An 18,103-nucleotide genomic window follows, 5' to 3' on the forward strand; every position below is an offset into this window, starting at 1 on the left:
TCCTAAGCAGGTTTTATTATGCGTTTTTCAATAGTGGGTGTTTTGTCCTGCCTTATATTACTCGGATGTGATCTTGAAAAGGATAGTCAAAGATTATCTTCACAAAAGATCATCTCTTTAAAGGGGGTGATAGCTGAACAGATTCAGCTGGTCAGTTTCCCTGAGCAGCAATACTTGTTGCTATCCAGTAAAGATAAGGGGCTAGTGCTTCTAGATGAGTCCGCAGAAATACAAGTTCAAAAGGATGGCAGAGTAGAGGCACTTGCCATTCAGCCAAGGGAAGATGGCAGCTACCTGGTGGCGGCTTACGAAGAGCAGGAAGCGCAATTACAGCTATATCAATTATTTACTGATCTAAACGATGATTTGCAGCTTCAACTTTTAGGAAAGCTTGAGAATGCTAAGCCTGTGAGCGCACTCTGTTTTTCACTACAAGCAGGAAGAGATCACCTGTTTGCCATTGGAGAGGACGGACTGGGGTTTGAGTACCTGCTTTCTCCCAGTGATGAGCACTGGGACTTTACCGAGATCCGGCCAATATATTTGGGGGAGGAGGTTAATAGTTGTAGCGTGGATAACCGTCGGGGGCGATTATTGGTATCACAGCCACCTGTTGGGATATTGGCATTGAATGCCGATGCAGAGCGAGATGAGGAGCGTGAGCTTTTAATCTCGGCGGAACAGCTCGGTGATGATTTCGGCAGCTTGCGACTGGGTTATCAGCAGGACCAAATCTGGATTACTGTGGAACAGGGGGTACAGGCTTTCGACTTGTCAGGAAGTGATAGGCCCCACCAGCTTTGGACTTTGCCTGCAGAAAGTTCTGCTTCAATAGCAGTTTTTGGTGATAGGTTGGCCGTGTTAAATGATAAGCAGAGTGAAATAACCTATTTCCCGATAAATACCAAGCTGACCAGCGCTACAGATAATTCGCTTGAAATTATTCCCACTGTTGCCGCCAGGGGACAAACTGACCCCGTTCACTCTTATGGGGATGCTGCTGATGATCCCGCTATTTGGGTGAACTCTTATTCGCCGGCAAACAGCCTGATTTTTGCTACAGATAAAAAAAAGGGGCTCAATATTTATCATCTATCAGGCGGCTTAAAACAGCACTTTCCGGTAGGCAGGGTTAATAATGTTGATATCCGTAAAATTTCCCACCCTAATATTGATGCGATTGCCGTTGCCTCTAATCGTACTAACCCCGGTTTGGATCTATTTACTATTAGTACAACGGGCGAGGTGGGGTATCTTGGATACCGGGGTATAGGGCTTCGTGATCCCTATGGCTTGTGCCTGCAACAGGACGATAGTGGACTTTATGCTTGGGTTTCTGACAAGGAGGCCAGCTTGCATCAGCTCAAAATCAATGTCTCTGAGTCCTCCAATGAGTTTGAGATTGAGCAGGGTATCCAGTTTGATGACTATGGACAGGTTGAAGGCTGTGTTGTGGATGACCAGTTCGGAACCCTGTTTTTTGCTGAGGAAGACCGGGGGATTTGGCGGCTGGACCTAAAGTCCTTATCAGAGGCCTCTCCAGAGTTGGTGGCAGAAGTGGATGGTGACAAGCTGGTGGCAGATATAGAGGGATTGGCACTTTATCAGGATGGCGATAAGGGCTATCTAGTGATATCCAGTCAAGGTAATGATAGCTATGCACTATTCAGCCGTAGTGGGAATGAATTTATTACCTATTTTCGGGTTGGTATGAATCCCCAGCTAGGTGTGGATGGCAGTTCGGCGACCGATGGTTTGGCCGTTACCAGTTCAGCTTTGGGTGCGGAATATCCTCAAGGTTTGTTAGTTGTCCAGGATGGGCGCAACCGAATGCCCAGCGCAACCCAGAATTTTAAATTGGTTGATTGGAGAGATATCAATCGTCTGTTGTCTCACTAGCGGTATCGGGGTTTTCAGGCTGGCTTAAATTGTTAATATTGCGGGCTCTCTGAACCAGGTAAACCAGAGAGCTCGCAAGTATCACTCCAACGATATCGGCGGCCAGATCAAGTAAGTCAAAAGTCCTTGAGCGAACAAATGCCTGGCTTATCTCTTCAATCAGGGCAAAGCCAAGCACTGCGATAGCACCATAGTAAATTCTAATAAAGCCGAGCTTAAAATAAGTGGCGCGGGTGGCAGGTATCAGGATAAGACCAAAAGTACCAAACAAGGCGATATGGCCTAGTTTATCGCCATAGGGGATAGCACGGACAAGGTCAAAAAATATACTACTCGATCCGGTATTGGCTAGATAGATAATCCAAAGAATAAAGAGAAAAAACAGTAGGGCTGAAGCCTTGAGAAATCTTGACATAATACTTATTGATACTGTTTCGTCTAATCTTGTGAAGCTTGACTATTGATTTTATAGATATCTAATTGGATCGGAAAGATAGGCCATTTGGCTATGTGAATTAGCCAGAATGTGATGGCTCAGTATCAATTATTTTCGACTTACAGTCCCTACATAGGTAGGCGATACCATTAATATCTAGTGATTTACTTTTAGATCGAAACTCATAGGGCTCCATGTTTTTCTTACAGTCGGTGCAAATAGGTGGGTTTTCAAGTTTTTCTTGCTCTAGCTGTTTTTTTGTTCCGAATATTAACAGCACAAACACTATAAGAATGGTCCATTGATAATTGTCTGGCTGCCTAGAGCTTCTCGAAACGAAGATTGAATAAATTAATAGTATAGAAACTATTGTAATGTATATAATTGAATGAGTTTTTTTGGTTTCTTTTAGCGTGTTTTCATAATCTATTTTCGCTCGATAGTCTTCTTGGTATTCCTCCAGATCTTTTTCATTCAGTATTTTATTCTTTTTGTTGTTCATTTTGGAATGTGTTAGTTAATGGCTGTTTATGGAGAGGAGTTCTATCAGTATTTAACAGGGTTTTATCATTAAAAATGCATACTCCACCCCATGGTGATAGCTTCACTATCTATTTCATCCAGAAACGTATCGCCCCCAATTTTTGAAAACTGTTCCCACTCTATCCGTAGGCTCCACTTGCCCCTGTAGCTATAGTTAACACCAGCACCATATGCCCAGTGGAATCCATTGCTGCTATCGGTTAATTCACCTCTGACAGGAGTTAATTGTTCTATTAAACTGCCATCTTCAAGCTGGTATAGGATAAAAACTTCACCCTTCTGAATCTCATTGGTTTCCGCGTACCAGATGCCGGTGCCAAGTTTCCCGAATAAGCTAAATGACTCTCCCAGGGGAAGATACGCCAGGGAAAATATATTGAAAAGCTGGCTATCAAAATCAGAGAAATAGTTTAAATATTCACCATCCCCATATGAGATATGGGTATCCAGCTGGTACTTATTGAAATTTTGATAGCTGGCTTCAATTGCCAGGTAAGGTGTCCATCGAATTCCTGCAAATAGTTTCCAGGCGTTATTTTTATCATCACACCGACTGAGATCCACTTGATCTAAGCTGGTGCTAATTTGTTGAACACGCTTTTCTGCTTCGCTACACAAGTTATTGGCATGCTGGTTACCGAAAGAGATACCAGCATATTTGTGTGAGTAGAAATCGGCGCAAGTAAGGGCAGGCAAGGAAAGTAGAAAAATAATGAATAGGGGGCTAAAGCGGTTCATGGTTTGACCTTGTTTAGCTTATATGGGGGGACCGCTGAAGATGATTTTAGAGTGAAATTTGATTAAGGCAACCACCAAAATAATAACGTCTTTTAGATTGATCGAAGGTAGGACCTACTCTATTAACTGGATTCGGCGCCTAAAGATAGAGTTCCCAGTAATAGTTCGCGGGAACTCTATTTAATTTGTATAAAGTTATAGGTGTCAATTAACAAAATTCAAAAAAGCCGCCCTAAACCCAGTGATAGTGTTTCTGCATTGAAGTCTACTCCAGTGGGCTCCAGTTTCTCCCACTCCAGTCTCCAAATCCAGTGATTCCTATAGATATAATTCATGCCGACCCCAACTCCCCAGTGAGGGCCTTTGTGGTTTTGGGACTTGTCTTTATCGAACGTCTGAAGTTGTGCCGTGAATTGTCCATTGGATAATTGCTGGGGGATATAAAATTGAGCGGATTGTTGCTCTGATAATTTTCCTCTCCAAGCTCCAGCCCCGACTCTGGCAAACATATTTATATTGGAGTTAACAGGATAAAAACCCAATAAAAAGGCGGTCAATAAATGTGTCTCAACCTGGTATGCAGCCTTTGCATACTCTCCATTTTCATTATTGGTATAAAAGCTGCTTTGCGCAGCTGAAGGTTTTAGATAGCTGATTTCAAGGGCGAGGTATCTGTTCCAACGCAAGCCGCCATAAAACTTAATCGTACTGCCGCTACTATTGCAATGAAAACGTCCGTCTGTAGATCCTTGAGGAATCTGTGATTTTATCCGGGGGTTTGCAGATGAGCAAAATTGAGGATAAGAGGTTTCACCGAGGGTAGCCCCAATATATTTCCTGTTGGCAAAGTCAGCGCTGGTATTTGTAGCGAAAGTGAATATAAGGCTGGAAAACAAACTTGTTTTTACGGTGGTCTTAAAATTATTCATGATCTGTCCTGTGCTTTGTTTATTTTTATTTCAAGCACAGTAAAGCTAGATCAGGGCTTTTACTTCACAAGTCATTGGCGTGAGGGCCTTTAGGTATCAGGCCCTGTATTCAAAGTCAGAGTAAGCAGTTGGCTGTTAATTTCTAAATGCCAAGCTTTGCTCGCATCTCCGAGAGTCTTTTCGAATTTTCTTCCTTGGAAAGTGGTGAGCCGGGGTTTTCCTCCAGCTTTAATTGCTCTGGAGCGGTTAGTTTTTCTCCCCCCAGGACTCGTTCACATATTTTTCGATAGTGCTCAGCAAAGACCGGGTAGGCGATAGACTCGGGGTTATTGGCAAGAAAAAACCAGTTGGATTCCCGCCCTGCGTGATAGATCGCTAAGTGGCTCCAGTTGTAATTGGTTTTGGGGCTGGGGGCATTGCAGGCTTCGCGATAGGCGGCGCGTGCTTCCGGTAAACCATTCTCCCCAGCGGCGCACAGCTGCAGCATTTTATGTACGGTGGGCAGGTACTCGCTTTGCAGGATCGCTCGCTTGGCACCCTGCATAATATCCTGGGGAGCGAAAGCAAGCAGGGCCTCCAGCCAGAGGCGCTTGGCGTGGTGAAGGGTTTCAGTGTCTGGAAACGCTGCGCTGAACTGATTGTGATAATTCAGTTTAAACAGCGCAAATACTTCATTGATTGCGCGCTTCTTTTCGTTCAGCAGTTCCTGGCCCTGTTCACTACCAGTTTGTGTCTGTGAGTATGTCGCCGATTGACCGGTCGCGGGTGCGCTGGTTGGTGTTGTTGTGGGAGTCTTGTGGATTGCCATAAGAGTTTCCTATTGCCAGTTTGTTGCGCTCCGCCCACTGGTGGCGCGCGTGACGCACAAATACGGCGTCCCAGCTTTTACGTGCGGCATTTTGACCGCGCCAGTAAATAATAAATTCCGGAACCAGGGATAGAGCGAAGTCGCGATCTATCTCGCATTGGTTCATCAAATGACTCAGGCAGTCACCACTGGGCTGCCAGTTGCGGGAGATGGGTTTGGCCACCGGGTTTTTCTCAATACCCTGGCAGTAATAGGCCCACTCTTCCCGCGCATACTCGATAAACAGTTCACCCCAGCGGGCACTGTGGCCACCGCGCTCGGTCCATTTATAAATGAATTCCGGCAGCAATTCGGCAGCAAAGCGCGGATTGATGGCCAGGCGCTGCAACTGCTCCCAGGTGTGCTCGCTGGGCTGCCAGTCGCGGGACATAGCAGTGGGCTTGCGCTTTTCGATAAATGGCGTGTCCTGCTTTTCCCAGTCTTCCATAATCCAGTCATTGAATTCCAAATCCCAGGAAATGGACTGCTTGCCACTGGAGCGGTGGTAATCGAGAAAGCGCTGTAGGCCGCGACCGACAAAAGTGCTGGGGACTCCCTCGTCTGCCAGCTTGCGCAGGGTCTCATCGCTGGGTTGCCAGCCGTTGGGCAGTGGCTGTTTGCGCTGAGCAGTTGCGCGAAAAGCCTCCCACTTGCTTTTAACCTGGCGCAGGAATAGGGAGCCAAAGGAGTGGCGGGGCTCGGCGCGCTCGCGCCAGTAAGTGACAAACTCCGGCAGTTGCTCCCTTACAAAGTGCTCGGGAATACCCAACTGGGCGATACGCGCCATGGTTTCACTATCCGGCTGCCAACTGGGGGCAATGGTGTTGGCATTGCGGTTGGATGGGGTAGGGGGTGTTGCCACCGGGCGCTTGTACTCACCGGGCAGGGCGAACTTCAGAATCTCGCTACTGCCGAATGGTGCCGCCCCCAGCAGAAGGGCACCCTGGTTGCGCAAGCTGGTGGCTACCCGCTGGATATCCGCCGCCTGCCAGAAGGGCAGCAGCAGATATAGCTGCTCCCCCTCGGCGGTATACCAATCCCGACCTCCGTAGGGCTCCAGGGGAAGGAATGGAGCCAGGTCGCCAAGTGCAGTGAGCAGCACAGCTTCCTCCAGGCCGACAGTGGCAGCCAGAGAAGGAGAGATACTCAGGGGTCTTTCGGGAAGCAGGGGATGTGTCATGGCGCGATAATAACATTCCGTCGCATCGCATGCGCGATCATTGGCGAATCCTCAGCCTTTTCCTGCCCCTGGTGCCAACCACTAAGCTGAAGGATGAATTGACTGCGAAATTTCGGCAGACGGTGCGCTGCCAACTGTTGCCTTCCCCTAGCGGTAAGGTTGTAACTTTGTCGCTGTAATTGGTGTTGCGGGAGAGCAAGATGACGAAGGAGCAACAATCTGCGCCAACGGTGTTCCGTTTGAGTGGAGTCAATTGTGCCGGTTGTATCAACAAAATTGAGACTGCGGTTAAGGCCGTAGCCGGGGTGACTGATGCCCGGGTAAACCTGTCCGATAAAATCCTGTCGGTATACGGCCCGGCGGAGGCTGAATCCTGTATCGAAGCCGTCCGAGGCGCGGGCTACGGCGCTGAACTCCTGCGAAGTAGTGAACGAGAGCAGCGCGCGGAACAGCGGGAGCAGACACAGCGGCACTACCGCCAGCAGTTGTGGCGCTCGGCATTTGCTCTGGGCGTGGGCGTGCCAATGATGGCCTGGGGGCTGATCACCGACAAGGTATCGGTGAATACCCCTGCGGAGCAGCTGGCCTGGGGTGTCATGGGGCTGATTACCCTGGCGGTGCTGGTCTTCTGTGGCGGCAACTTCTTCAGTGGTGCCTGGAAGGCACTGCGTCACCACAATGCCACTATGGATACGCTGGTGGCCCTGGGCACGGGAACGGCCTGGCTCTTCTCCATGATCGTGGTATTGGTTCCCCATCTCTTACCGGAAGCGGCACGACATGTGTACTTCGAGGCCAGTGCCATGATTATTGGCCTGATCAGCCTCGGCCAGGCACTGGAGATTCGGGCGCGCGGGCGCACCAGTGCAGCAGTGGAGAAGTTGTTGGAGCTCCAGGATACATCCGCGCGGGTATTGAGAGACGGCCGAGAGGTGGATCTGCCTATCGAGCAGGTGCAGCAGGGAGACCAGCTGCGCGTCCGCCCCGGAGAGAAAATTCCGGTGGATGGCACTGTGCTTGAAGGGCGCAGCCTGGTGGATGAATCCATGCTCACCGGGGAACCAGTGCCGGTGAAAAAGGCGGAGGGTGACAGCCTCGCCGCCGGCACCCTGAATAAAAATGGCAGCCTGTTGTTTCGCGCAGATAAAGTGGGTTCCGACACCCGCCTCGCGCAGATTATCGAGATGGTAAAGAATGCCCAGAGCTCCCGGGTACCTATCGCGCGCTTGGCGGACAAGATTTCCGGCATCTTTGTGCCAGTGGTGATGATTATTGCCCTGGTGGCCGCACTGGTTTGGTTCAACTTGGGCCCCGATCCTCGGGTTGCCCATATGTTAGTAGTACTGACTTCGGTGCTGATTATCGCCTGTCCTTGTGCCTTGGGTTTGGCGACTCCCATGTCGGTTATGGTGGGGGTGGGCAAAGGTGCTGAGTACGGTGTACTGGTGCGCAACGGCAAGGCCCTGCAACAATCCTGCACCTTGGATGTCCTGGTTGTGGATAAAACCGGGACTCTCACCGAGGGTTCTCCGCGTCTGACAGATATCGATAGTGATGGCGACAGCGATGAACTGCTGCGTTTGGTAGCGAGCCTGGAGCAGGGCTCAGAGCACCCCTTGGCCGAAGCCATAGTGACGGCAGCTCACGATAAAAACCTTGAATTGCAGTCTCCAGCCAACTTTGAAGCCATCACAGCTCACGGTGTGAGTGGTGATATTGGTGGCAGTCGCGTGCTGTTGGGGAATACCAAGTTAATGCAAAAGGAAGCCATTTCCCTGGACGCCTGGAATGAGCGGGCAGCCACGTTGGCTGCGGCGGGGCGCACGGTGATGTACGCCGCCGTGGACGGCAAGTTGCGGGGGATTATTGCCGTAGCCGATCCGATTCGCGCTGATGCGCAAGCTGCAATCGAGCGACTGAGCAAACTGGGTTTACGCATTGAAATGCTTACCGGGGACAATCACGGCAGTGCCGAAGCGGTTGCCCGGCAACTGGGCATCGATCGAGTTCACGCAGAACTATTGCCGGAAGATAAAGAGGGGATCGTCGCTGAATTGCAAAAAAAAGGCGAGCGAGTGGGTATGGTGGGTGACGGGATTAACGATGCCCCGGCCCTGGCGCGAGCCGATGTGGGCTTTGCGATAGGTGCCGGTACCGATGTTGCTATTGAGAGCGCCGATGTCACCCTAATGCGTTCCTCCCTGCACGGGGTCGCCAATGCCGTGGAGTTGTCCCGGGCCACTTTGCACAACATCAAGCAAAACCTGTTTGGAGCTTTTATTTATAACACTCTGGGTATTCCCATCGCCGCCGGCGTCCTCTACCCGATTACGGGTATGTTACTGAGCCCCATTGTTGCCGGTGGTGCTATGGCGCTTTCCTCCCTGACGGTGGTCAGTAATGCCAACCGCCTGCGCTTCTTTAAACCATCGGAGGCTCGCTAAATGGCTGAAGTTCTCGTAAATATCGTCGGTGTGCTGATGATTCTGGCTGTTATCTGGTGGTTTTGGTTGGGGCCAAAACGAAGTGCCAGTAAGGCGACGCCGAGCACGGATAATTTACAGATTCTGGTTAAGGACGGTGTTTACGAACCGGATCTTATCCGCCTGCCCGCCGGTCGCACCGCGACTTTGCATTTTCACCGGGAGGACCCCAGTCCCTGCTCCGAGTGGGTATTGTTTCCAGACTTGGAAGTCAGCGCTCAGCTTGCCCTGAACCAGGATACCTTGGTGGAAATACCAAAAGCCGAGCCGGGTGAATACCCGTTCAACTGCCAGATGCAAATGTATCGGGGCACATTGATACTGGAGTAACAGTAAATGTGATTCTCTATGGGGGTGTAATAATTCCCCGAGCCAAGACGACATAGATTTAACCAATACCCCAGAGCCGCCTTTCACCTGTATGGAGAGAGGGGCTCTGGTCAGGCTGGTGACTAAGCTCTAATTTGTTAAGAGGTCGTCAACAAATGTCATTTCTTCTTCGAAAACTTCCCTTCGCCCTGGTGGCCATCGCCTTTGCGCTTATTGCGGCGGCGCTTTTTTCCGGCCAATGGGGTGGTATCAAGCGCGTATTTGAATTTTACGGTGTCACTAATGAGGAAGTGCTTTCCTCTATACGTTTACTGACTGCCATTATTTTTTCAGTCGCCGCTATTTTGGGGGCGCTCGTCCTTCGCTTTGAGCGAGTTGTTAAGCCCCTGGCAATCCTTCTGATTTTAATATCGCTAGTGCCCCTACTGAGTCTTCTTGGCAGCGGCCATTGGATCGACTCCCTGGGCGGCTTTCCGGCAATTGGCTCAGGACAGGGGATAATTAAGTACTTTGCCCTGTTAACCTTGGGTATTACCTGGTTGTATCGGGATTCGTTGAGTCCACTAAAGCTGATATGGCTCAATTATTTCCCTGTCGGCTTGGTATTACTCTGGATTGGTGGGATGAAATTCACAGCGCTTGAGGCTGAGGGGATTGAAGGTCTGGTAAGCACTTCGCCACTGATGTCGTGGTTATACAGTGTATTTAGCGTGCAGGTGGCCTCAAATTTTATCGGTATATATGACTTGATTGCGCTGGCTATCCTCGCCTTGGGTATTTATATCCGGCAGCTGTTTTGGCCGGGACTATTGCTTTGTGCCGCAGTATTTATAACAACCCAGACCTTCCTCTACTCCTACCCGGGCAGTTGGGTAGCTCCCTGGAAACTTAGCTCTAGCGGTATTTTTATTATTAAAGACCTGTGGTTTATCGCAAATCTGATATTAATCTTGGGCTTTAGAAACTCCATGATTAAATCTTAAAGCTGATGGGGCCAAAGAGTTGTTCCGAGGCCCCCAGAATGCCAGCTTTGATACATTGGGGATACTATTTGTAAGTTATGGAAAGGTAGAATTTTCTGTGGGCTCTGGGAGATCTGGCCGGTATGAATTCAGTGAGGTGAAAGCTTGAAAAATAACTCATATCTTTAATTGTTATTACAAAGCCCTCTGCTTACTTTGCTATAGAAGATGTGTTGGCCGTTGTTTTCCAGATTTTTCTATTTCTATTTTATCTTGGATACACTGAGTTTTTGCCGATAAGCGATAGGTGGTGTTGGTTAAAATTTCATATTGAGTTTCGGGAGGATTTAAGTGTGAAATTCATAGTTCTTCCATATTTCGTTTTTATATTTTCATAAACGTTATTTTCGGGTTTGTACCTGATTACTTTTGCTGGAATAAAGTTCCATCAAAGGTGCTGCATATTGATATTGTGTTGTAGTAAAGTTCCGATAATGTGGTCTTTCTTTGTTTTAGATTGTCATTTTTATATTTTGCAAGAAGTTGTTTTGTCATTATTTGTATTTTTATTTTTGTGTGTATATGGAACTTTTAATGGAATGGTATTTATTAAAAGTTGGGCTTATCTTTCGGTGACACACTAAAGGTTGTTTGTCTAAATTATAAAAATAATAGGAACCGTGCCAGTTAGTGGCGGTCCATAACTCTGTCGCTAGCGTTGCAGGATTTACATCCTCTAAAAGTAAAAATTTGTGTTCAGCTGGGGAAGGAAGTTGAACGCAAAGTAATAAATGGGCAGAGATATGATTCTACGTAAGAAAAAATTAGCATCCGTATTTAAACAACCGATAGTCAATCGCACATTAATGGCAGTGGTATTAGCCGGTGTCAGTTCTAATGCTTTCAGTCATGGTTATGTTGAGGCCGCTGACGGTGGTGTAGCTTCTGCGCGCGGTACTTTGTGTAAATACGCATTAGATACCGGTGAAATGAACTTGAATTGCGGTGCAGTTCAGTGGGAACCTCAGAGTATTGAAGGTCCTGAAGGCTTTCCCGATAGCGGCCCTGCCGATGGGCAGATTGCCAGTGGAGGAAGCAGTGCCTGGTCTGAGCTTAATGAACAGACATCAGATCGCTGGGTAAAAAATTATATTAGCTCCGGTTGGCAAACCTTTAAATGGTACTTCACCGCCAATCATGTAACTCGTGATTGGAAATACTATATTACTAAAGAAGATTGGAATCCGAATTCAGTCTTGACTCGTGATCAATTTGATCTCGATCCATTCTGTGAGATAGATGGCAATTATGAACAGCCAGATGTAAATACAACTCATGAGTGTCAGGTGCCGGATCGCGAGGGCTATCATGTAATTCTGGCTGTTTGGGATGTGGGTGATACGGTTAACGCTTTCTACAATGTTATCGATGTAGAGTTCGATGGCGATAATGTCACTAATACCGAGTGGAGCGCTGCGGGTACCATCAATCCGACGCAGGACTTGAACGTTGGCGATAAAGTATATACCCGCGTATTTGATGGCTCAGGTGAAAACTCATCTTACAGCACTGTTTTGGAAATTGCCTCCGAAGAGCAGGGCATCGCTGAAAACTGGTCACACGATTTGGCTGAGTTGATTAATGCAGAGCAGACCGATATCCGTGCCGGTGATTTTGATGGTGATAATAGTTTTGAACCTCTGTACGGTATCAACCGAATTTATCTGAAAGATGGCAGTGGCCTGGAAAATGTCGAGATCGGTTACGAGTTGAGCGAAGAAGAACCCAGCTATGAAGTAACGGTAAGTGGCCTTGAAAGTGAATATACAATTACCGGTGGTGCTATTTCTCTAGACTTGGCTCTCAGTGCAACGGGAGATGTCAGCGTTGAGGTTACAGTGGTGAATCATGGCGGTGATACTTTAGCAAGCTATAGCAATAACATTGATGATGGTGATACTGCCAGTACTAGCTTGACCCTTTCAGAGACTGTAGCAGGGCACCATATGGTTGTAGTGGTGGTAAAAGACCGCGATGGCAACATGGTTGATCAAAACACTCTGAACTTCTACCTGGTTGAAGATACCTCTGGTGATGATGACTCCTCGAATGGGGATGACGATACTTCCAATGGGGATGACGATAGCTCCAACGGCGATGACGACACCTCCAATGGAGACGACGATACTTCGAACGGGGACGACGATACTTCGAACGGAGATGATGATAGCTCCAATGACGATGATCAATCTTCGAGTGATCAGGATTACGATTATGTCTTCCCTAGAGGTCATAGAAACTATGCTGCGGGCACCAAAGTTCTGGGCCGTGACGGTAATGTCTACGAATGTAAGGACTCTGCTTACTCCCACTATTGTAAGGAAGTAAAAAGAGGTGCAGTACAGTTCGAGCCAGGTGTTGGCGGGAACTGGGAAATACTCTGGGAAAGACTGTAATTTGTTCCCGATAAAATAAAAAAGGCCCCTTTTGGGGCCTTTTTTATAGGTAAACTAGTTGGTAATAAATGGCCTTTTAGGGAAGCGATTTAAGCTTGGTAATAACTTAAAAACATCGCTGCGGTGCGCTTGGCCAGTGTCTCTTGCTCGACGGAACTCGGTGGGCCGGAGAGTTGGAGTAACTGAGGCCAGTAGCAACCACCCTTAATCAGGTTGTGAATCTGCCCACTGGCGACCTCTATGTCGAGAGACTTTAGTCGCCCATCAGCTACGGCAGATTTAATCCAGCGCTGCACCCCGGTTTCATGGGCCTTATATTTTTCCATTTCCTTCTGTAGTGCTTCTGGCTGGTGGAAGAAGTAGTCGAAGGCCATGCGGTTAAGCTCAATATACTGCGGGTTGCAGATCGTTTTTATTTCCTGCTCTAACAGTGTACGGAGTTGTGACTGCATATCACTATCTGGGTTGTAGTCACAACCGGAGGGCTGGGTGGCTTGCTGCCAGAGTTCACCGATCAAATACATCACCAGGGCTTCTTTACTGGAGAAGTGGTTGTACACGGTGCGTTTTGATACCTGAGCTCGGGCTGCCAGCTCGTCCATACTCGTGCCCTGCACCCCCAGCTCCTGAAAAGCCTGCTTGGCGGCATCAATAATAGCTTGGCGTTTCAGCTCACTTCTGGTTGGTTTTTTTTCAGTCATGGGTATCTCTGTGAAATCTGGGCCGGGGGATTCCATTGCCGGCGAGTTACTTCTTACGCAAATTTTACACTATATAGTTTACTTTTATATAGTTAGTTTATACACTGCACTGTATAGTTTACATGGTAAGTGAAATGAAGAAGCGCTGGTGGATTCTGGCAGGAGTGATTGTTATGTCGGTAAGTCTCTTTGGTAGCTGTACAAATCAACCCGAGAAGTTCCGCAACAGTGATATGGACTACAAAGTCAGTAGTGGCGGTATAGTTGAGATGATTGGCGCCTACATTAAGGCGGATCGTGCAGCCCCCGCACCGGTGAAGCCAATTCCATTGCGGCAGATTCCCGCCGCAGAGCTGGCAGCCCCTGTCGCTGAGAGTGCCGTATATCGCGTTGGGCACTCCACAGTACTGATTCGAATGGATGATCAGTATGTTTTGACAGATCCGGTATTTAGCAAGCGGGCATCCCCGGTTCAGTGGCTGGGCCCAAAGCGCTTTCATCCATTGCCCATAGATATTCGAGACTTGCCTTCGATTAAAGCGGTCGTTATCAGCCATGATCACTATGATCATTTAGACAAAAATAGTATTCGCGCACTGAAGGATAAAGTAGAGCAATTTGTCGTTCCTACCGGGGTGGGGAGTCGTTTGCGTAATTGGGGAATTCCGGCCGAAAAAATTGAGGAGTTGGCCTGGTGGGAATCGTTTGCCCTGGGCAGTTTGCACTTTACCGCGACCCCGGCTCAACATTTTTCCGGGCGTGGACTCACGGATAAAGACTCAACACTGTGGGCCAGCTGGGTAATTGAAGGGCGCGAGGGCCGTATGTTTTTTAGCGGTGACAGTGGCTATTTTAGTGGCTTTCGTGAAATTGGTGAGCGATTTGGTCCGTTCGACCTGACACTGATGGAAACGGGTGCTTACAACAAGCTTTGGAGCTCGGTTCATATGTTGCCCGAAGAGAGTGTACAGGCACATCTCGATCTTGGAGGGCGAGCAATGTTACCTATCCACAACAGTACTTTTGATCTTGCCCTACACGATTGGTATGAACCCCTGGAGCGCGCACAGGCGGCAGCCAAAGACCAGGGTGTCACTTTGGTAACGCCTATCATTGGAGAGGTTGTTCGTCTGCGATCTCCCACCACAACAAAGGCCTGGTGGAAAGATGAGGTGAGGGCAGCTGATAATTTAAACCTAGTGACTAAATAGCTCGGATTTGAAGTTTATATTCGAAGGAGGGGGCAAATGTATTGTGGTTTGTGGCTCAGGTTGGGTGTAATTTAAATTGCTAAGCATAGGGTTACCAGAGTTAAGTTCCGGTAACCCCAATTTTTTATTCAGAAGTAGACGTCCTGGAAAATATTATTTCCTTTTAGTCTCTAAACATTGCAACTGCTTTTCCAAGAATCTCATACTGTGATCTTACAAGTGGCAGAGTTTTTACACCATAATAACTGTACTCATCATGTTCATTATTCCCAGCTGTGCGCCAGACAAAGGGAAAGATTGTTACAATTTTTTCATTACTTGCAGCAAAATCATAAGCATCCCAAGCACGGAGAACTAACTCCTCTTCCGTCATGACACTATAGCTTGGGCTGTCGGTTTTAAATGCGCGGGGTACTATGTGGTATTTTACATCCATGTCTTGTGTTGCATACATAAGGTCGTTAACAACATCGGACTGAAAATTTTTATGCTTGTAGTAATCTGCGCCAAACATATCATAATTATTGGGGGGTTCTGGGGCTTTGAGGCAATAAGAGGCTAAAGAGTCATTGTATGGATCGTCATCAGTTAGATAGTCATAGTCATCGTCATAGTAGCAGGAATTGTACTCATCCTTCATTTCCCCGACGGTATCTTTTGTGAAAGTTATTCCTCTGCGTGCGTTGGGGAAGTCTGCTTTAAGTAGAAGTCCGATTTCTTCCAAGTACACCTTTAATTCATTATTGCTCAAGTCTGAGCGATGGTATGGCTCGTCAAGAGGGTCAAATGCATAGATCATGTCTTCGTAAGGTTTTAGCTTTTCCTTGGCTTCTAACCAACGTTCATAATAATCACTGTTCTTTTTATAGCCGTCATCATAACCACTAAAGAAAATTGATTGAAGTGATATCCAGACTTTGGTACCACTGCTTTTAGCAATATCCATATATGTGTCAACCTTTCCATAGTCAATATTGACAAAAGTTGACAATGTTGCAGCATCAGGAATGTCGTCTTTTTCCCATCCTGACTGGTAGAAGCCAAATGCTTCTAGATGATCAGGAACAACATTTCCTGGGTCAGCATAGAGGGGGATAGATACAGGCCCATGGATTATCACCATTGGAGGTTCTTTTAAATCCATTGCCGGGGTGGGTTCTACTTCTTCTGCCACTAGAGAACTTGAGATTGCAGTCAAAAAACAAGTACAAATAGATAAAATTTGAAAGTGTTTCATCGATAAACTCCTTTTATTGCTCAATATGATGCTCTATCTAAGTTTTATTTGGGGTTTGCTTTTTGTGTGAATAGCTAGGTTAGAATGTCGTTTGATACTATATGTTGATATGTAAACTATAGTAGCTTGGCAGTCTATAGTCTTTATTAAATTAGCTTTATTTTATTGATCTTTCAAAAGGTTTTCCCTTTCAGTAATATATTCAATATTGGTACGATTTAACCAGTCAGCTTGATTTGCTTGACTGGGCATGCATTTTTTATGCGTTATTACAACACTAAACATGTTAACATATGAGGGTTGGTTGTTCTTGTCCTTTTGTGTGGCAACCTGTAAAGAGGTACCTGGGAAAATCAGATAACTGCTAAAATTAGTATTTTATCACAATCTGCATTATTTTTTCCTTTTGTTCTCTAAAACAACATTTCCTGGATTGATAGTTGCCCGGAATCCCCGTCCGTAAATTGAAAATTAATTATTCTCTCAAGATCACATAACGTTGTTTTTCGAGAGAAGTTGATTAGCCAGGAATCGTAGGTGTCTCAATTGTGTTATCTGAAGAAAACAGCTCCTGTGTTTCGGTAATGCGGCTGATAAACAGACTGTCGACCACCGCAGTATGATTGAGTATACGGATAAAGAAGCTCGCACCTTCCTTGGGTAGAAGATGAAGTTGCTTTTCTCCAGCTGATAATAGCTCTAAGTTGGCCCATTTTTTATATTGAAAAGCACTGGTGAAATCCATATATATTTATCTCCTTTTATTTTTAGTAAATACGATTTTTAATCGTATGCTAATTGAGCTTGAGTTCATCTATTTGCCGATTTATCGCCGCCGTTTTGCTTTTATCCTGATTGCGAGAAATTTCTAGTGCTTTCTTCAAGATATCAGAAGCCTCTGAAATTCCATCATTCTGTTGTAGCGCCTGGGCCAAACTTTGGCGGGCGTCAATAGAATTTGGCCGATATTCCACCCATCGCCTTGCGACATTGATGGCTTCTTGGATACGACCATCCTTTAGTAACAAATTGGTGATATGGCTTAATTTGTTAACATTTCTCCAACGTGTAGCCCTGGGTAAAATAGGAAAGCCATATTTCTGTGATAGTGATTGATAGAAATGATCGATATTTTGTAAGGCGTCACCAGGCTGGGATATCAATTCTCGATAATTTGCGGACCATTCTTCGTGGGGGTAATTAAGCTCAATAGCCGATAACGTGGCTTTTATAAAGGCGCCGTAATGGTTTTCATTGTTAATAATTTCTATTTTTAGTTTGAGGTTCTCTTTTGCGTAAGGAGAAAGTTTGGTGTTAATTTGACTTAAGATTTTTTCATGGCGCTTATCTTTACGCATGTCACTGTCAGCCATCGCGAAATAAAAAGCACTAATCTTGTTTGATGAGGTCTGCATACTTGTGGTTATTTCATCAATAAAAGTACTCTCTGAAGTGGGCCCCATACCAAATATATCGGCTGCAGATAAAAAGAAGTAAGACTGAAACAATCCAGGTTTGTTAGTTAGGGCGTATAGAGGAAAGATACTGCTAGTTGAGACACCAATAATCATCCTGTTGTCGAGAGCGCGGTAATTACTTTCTAAATATGGGAGTAGTTCTTCAGTTAGAAATTTACTATAGGTCTCAGGGTTTCCCTGGGCGCTAAATTTCTCCTCAGCGGTATGCTTCCACATTCCATGTAGGTAGGTTTCCGGTTCATCACCGCCATCATTAAGACTGATTACAATACTTTCCGGCATACGTTCTACGCCACTTAGATGCTTTACCACCCCGGTTAAGGCGTGGAAAAATTCTTTGCCGTGAGTGCCATTAATAAAGATAACCGGGTATCTATGCTGCTCTGATGCTTGGTGGAACGTTTGCGGTAAATATATGTTGATTGGTATTTCACGACTCAAGATTCTGGATGAGAAAAGAATTTCATCGCCATAATTCAGGTGTTTGGTCGTGTTAACAGAAGAGTGGCTCTGTGGACTTTCAGGTTCTGCTGATAGTCCCACACACAGTAAAGAAACTGCGATTAACAGTATTCGGGGAAAAATCATATCACCGGCATCCTTGCTGAATTTAAATTTTCTTAAAAAGGCGATTAAGATCTATTAGATGCTATGACAGATTGAGGGGGTGGTA

At 46.6% G+C, this 18,103-nt stretch carries 15 protein-coding genes; 6 read left to right on the forward strand and 9 right to left on the reverse strand.

Annotation, left to right across the window (positions count from 1 at the left end; all coding sequences use genetic code 11):
• Positions 1–18 precede the first annotated feature (18 nt).
• A complete protein-coding gene (locus tag ACJJIW_RS09180) occupies positions 19–1,899 on the forward strand; it encodes a phytase (RefSeq protein WP_444937165.1) in 1,881 nt (626 codons plus the stop codon).
• On the opposite strand, the gene ACJJIW_RS09185 is transcribed toward ACJJIW_RS09180, so the two are convergent.
• The 5 genes from ACJJIW_RS09185 to ACJJIW_RS09205 form a co-directional block, all read right to left on the reverse strand.
• A complete protein-coding gene (locus ACJJIW_RS09185; RefSeq protein WP_444937166.1) occupies positions 1,877–2,314 on the reverse strand; it encodes a VanZ family protein in 438 nt (145 codons plus the stop codon). The two genes, ACJJIW_RS09180 and ACJJIW_RS09185, sit on opposite strands and share 23 nt — an antisense overlap.
• A gap of 591 nt (positions 2,315–2,905) precedes the next feature.
• Positions 2,906–3,616: an outer membrane beta-barrel protein gene (locus tag ACJJIW_RS09190; protein ID WP_282931153.1), complete on the reverse strand. Its 711-nt coding sequence runs from the start codon at positions 3,614–3,616 to the stop codon at positions 2,906–2,908.
• A 218-nt stretch (positions 3,617–3,834) separates the two neighbouring features.
• A complete protein-coding gene (locus ACJJIW_RS09195; RefSeq protein ID WP_282931154.1) occupies positions 3,835–4,545 on the reverse strand; it encodes an outer membrane beta-barrel protein in 711 nt (236 codons plus the stop codon).
• Between the two features lie 142 nt (positions 4,546–4,687).
• A complete protein-coding gene (locus ACJJIW_RS09200; RefSeq protein ID WP_108734620.1) occupies positions 4,688–5,353 on the reverse strand; it encodes a replication protein P in 666 nt (221 codons plus the stop codon).
• Positions 5,265–6,572 (reverse strand): DnaT-like ssDNA-binding domain-containing protein, encoded by a 1,308-nt coding sequence (locus tag ACJJIW_RS09205; protein WP_108734619.1) that lies wholly within the window; start codon positions 6,570–6,572, stop codon positions 5,265–5,267. Before ACJJIW_RS09205 ends, ACJJIW_RS09200 begins: the two co-directional genes overlap by 89 nt.
• A 200-nt stretch (positions 6,573–6,772) precedes the next feature.
• Between ACJJIW_RS09205 and ACJJIW_RS09210 the strand changes: the two genes are divergently transcribed.
• The 4 genes from ACJJIW_RS09210 (at position 6,773) to gbpA (ending at position 12,803) form a co-directional block, all read left to right on the forward strand.
• The gene (locus ACJJIW_RS09210; RefSeq protein ID WP_444937167.1) at positions 6,773–9,016 is read left to right on the forward strand and encodes a heavy metal translocating P-type ATPase; all 2,244 of its coding nucleotides are present in this window, start codon (positions 6,773–6,775) and stop codon (positions 9,014–9,016) included.
• Entirely contained in the window at positions 9,017–9,385 is a 369-nt protein-coding gene (locus tag ACJJIW_RS09215) for a cupredoxin domain-containing protein (RefSeq protein ID WP_282931156.1), read from the forward strand.
• A 155-nt stretch (positions 9,386–9,540) separates the two neighbouring features.
• Positions 9,541–10,368, forward strand: a complete 828-nt coding sequence (locus ACJJIW_RS09220; protein WP_444937168.1) for a DUF417 family protein — start codon at positions 9,541–9,543, stop codon at positions 10,366–10,368.
• Between the two features lie 782 nt (positions 10,369–11,150).
• Positions 11,151–12,803, forward strand: coding sequence for an N-acetylglucosamine-binding protein GbpA (gene gbpA, locus ACJJIW_RS09225; protein WP_444937169.1), 1,653 nt, complete (start codon positions 11,151–11,153; stop codon positions 12,801–12,803).
• 89 nt (positions 12,804–12,892) lie between these two features.
• On the opposite strand, the gene ACJJIW_RS09230 is transcribed toward gbpA, so the two are convergent.
• Positions 12,893–13,504 (reverse strand): TetR/AcrR family transcriptional regulator, encoded by a 612-nt coding sequence (locus tag ACJJIW_RS09230; RefSeq protein WP_444937170.1) that lies wholly within the window; start codon positions 13,502–13,504, stop codon positions 12,893–12,895.
• A 134-nt stretch (positions 13,505–13,638) separates the two neighbouring features.
• Here ACJJIW_RS09230 and ACJJIW_RS09235 point away from each other — a divergent pair, with 134 nt between their 5' ends.
• On the forward strand, positions 13,639–14,715 hold the full coding sequence (locus ACJJIW_RS09235; RefSeq protein ID WP_282931159.1) for an MBL fold metallo-hydrolase: 1,077 nt from the start codon (positions 13,639–13,641) through the stop codon (positions 14,713–14,715).
• Between the two features lie 163 nt (positions 14,716–14,878).
• Here ACJJIW_RS09235 and ACJJIW_RS09240 read toward each other — a convergent pair whose 3' ends face one another.
• The 3 genes from ACJJIW_RS09240 to ACJJIW_RS09250 all read right to left on the reverse strand — a co-directional run bounded on the left by ACJJIW_RS09240 (position 14,879) and on the right by ACJJIW_RS09250 (position 18,018).
• Positions 14,879–15,952: a hypothetical protein gene (locus ACJJIW_RS09240; RefSeq protein ID WP_282931160.1), complete on the reverse strand. Its 1,074-nt coding sequence runs from the start codon at positions 15,950–15,952 to the stop codon at positions 14,879–14,881.
• Positions 15,953–16,472: 520 nt separating this feature from the next.
• Entirely contained in the window at positions 16,473–16,697 is a 225-nt protein-coding gene (locus ACJJIW_RS09245; RefSeq protein ID WP_282931161.1) for a hypothetical protein, read from the reverse strand.
• Between the two features lie 49 nt (positions 16,698–16,746).
• On the reverse strand, positions 16,747–18,018 hold the full coding sequence (locus ACJJIW_RS09250; RefSeq protein WP_282931162.1) for an alpha/beta hydrolase-fold protein: 1,272 nt from the start codon (positions 18,016–18,018) through the stop codon (positions 16,747–16,749).
• Between the last annotated feature and the right edge of the window lie 85 nt (positions 18,019–18,103).

It is taken from the genome of Microbulbifer maximicatervae (SeqCode), assembly GCF_052467815.1.

Excerpts from the sequence above, each read along its gene's own strand:
- ACJJIW_RS09180 (WP_444937165.1), top strand. The coding sequence starts at position 19 with ATGCGTTTTTCAATAGTGGGTGTTTTGTCCTGCCTTATATTACTCGGA.
- ACJJIW_RS09185 (WP_444937166.1), bottom strand. The coding sequence starts at position 2,314 with ATGTCAAGATTTCTCAAGGCTTCAGCCCTACTGTTTTTTCTCTTTATT.
- ACJJIW_RS09240 (WP_282931160.1), bottom strand. The coding sequence starts at position 15,952 with ATGAAACACTTTCAAATTTTATCTATTTGTACTTGTTTTTTGACTGCA.
- ACJJIW_RS09210 (WP_444937167.1), top strand. The coding sequence starts at position 6,773 with ATGACGAAGGAGCAACAATCTGCGCCAACGGTGTTCCGTTTGAGTGGA.
- ACJJIW_RS09200 (WP_108734620.1), bottom strand. The coding sequence starts at position 5,353 with ATGGCAATCCACAAGACTCCCACAACAACACCAACCAGCGCACCCGCG.
- ACJJIW_RS09230 (WP_444937170.1), bottom strand. The coding sequence starts at position 13,504 with ATGACTGAAAAAAAACCAACCAGAAGTGAGCTGAAACGCCAAGCTATT.
- ACJJIW_RS09245 (WP_282931161.1), bottom strand. The coding sequence starts at position 16,697 with ATGGATTTCACCAGTGCTTTTCAATATAAAAAATGGGCCAACTTAGAG.
- ACJJIW_RS09195 (WP_282931154.1), bottom strand. The coding sequence starts at position 4,545 with ATGAATAATTTTAAGACCACCGTAAAAACAAGTTTGTTTTCCAGCCTT.
- ACJJIW_RS09190 (WP_282931153.1), bottom strand. The coding sequence starts at position 3,616 with ATGAACCGCTTTAGCCCCCTATTCATTATTTTTCTACTTTCCTTGCCT.
- ACJJIW_RS09250 (WP_282931162.1), bottom strand. The coding sequence starts at position 18,018 with ATGATTTTTCCCCGAATACTGTTAATCGCAGTTTCTTTACTGTGTGTG.
- ACJJIW_RS09220 (WP_444937168.1), top strand. The coding sequence starts at position 9,541 with ATGTCATTTCTTCTTCGAAAACTTCCCTTCGCCCTGGTGGCCATCGCC.
- ACJJIW_RS09215 (WP_282931156.1), top strand. The coding sequence starts at position 9,017 with ATGGCTGAAGTTCTCGTAAATATCGTCGGTGTGCTGATGATTCTGGCT.
- ACJJIW_RS09235 (WP_282931159.1), top strand. The coding sequence starts at position 13,639 with ATGAAGAAGCGCTGGTGGATTCTGGCAGGAGTGATTGTTATGTCGGTA.
- ACJJIW_RS09205 (WP_108734619.1), bottom strand. The coding sequence starts at position 6,572 with ATGACACATCCCCTGCTTCCCGAAAGACCCCTGAGTATCTCTCCTTCT.
- gbpA (WP_444937169.1), top strand. The coding sequence starts at position 11,151 with ATGATTCTACGTAAGAAAAAATTAGCATCCGTATTTAAACAACCGATA.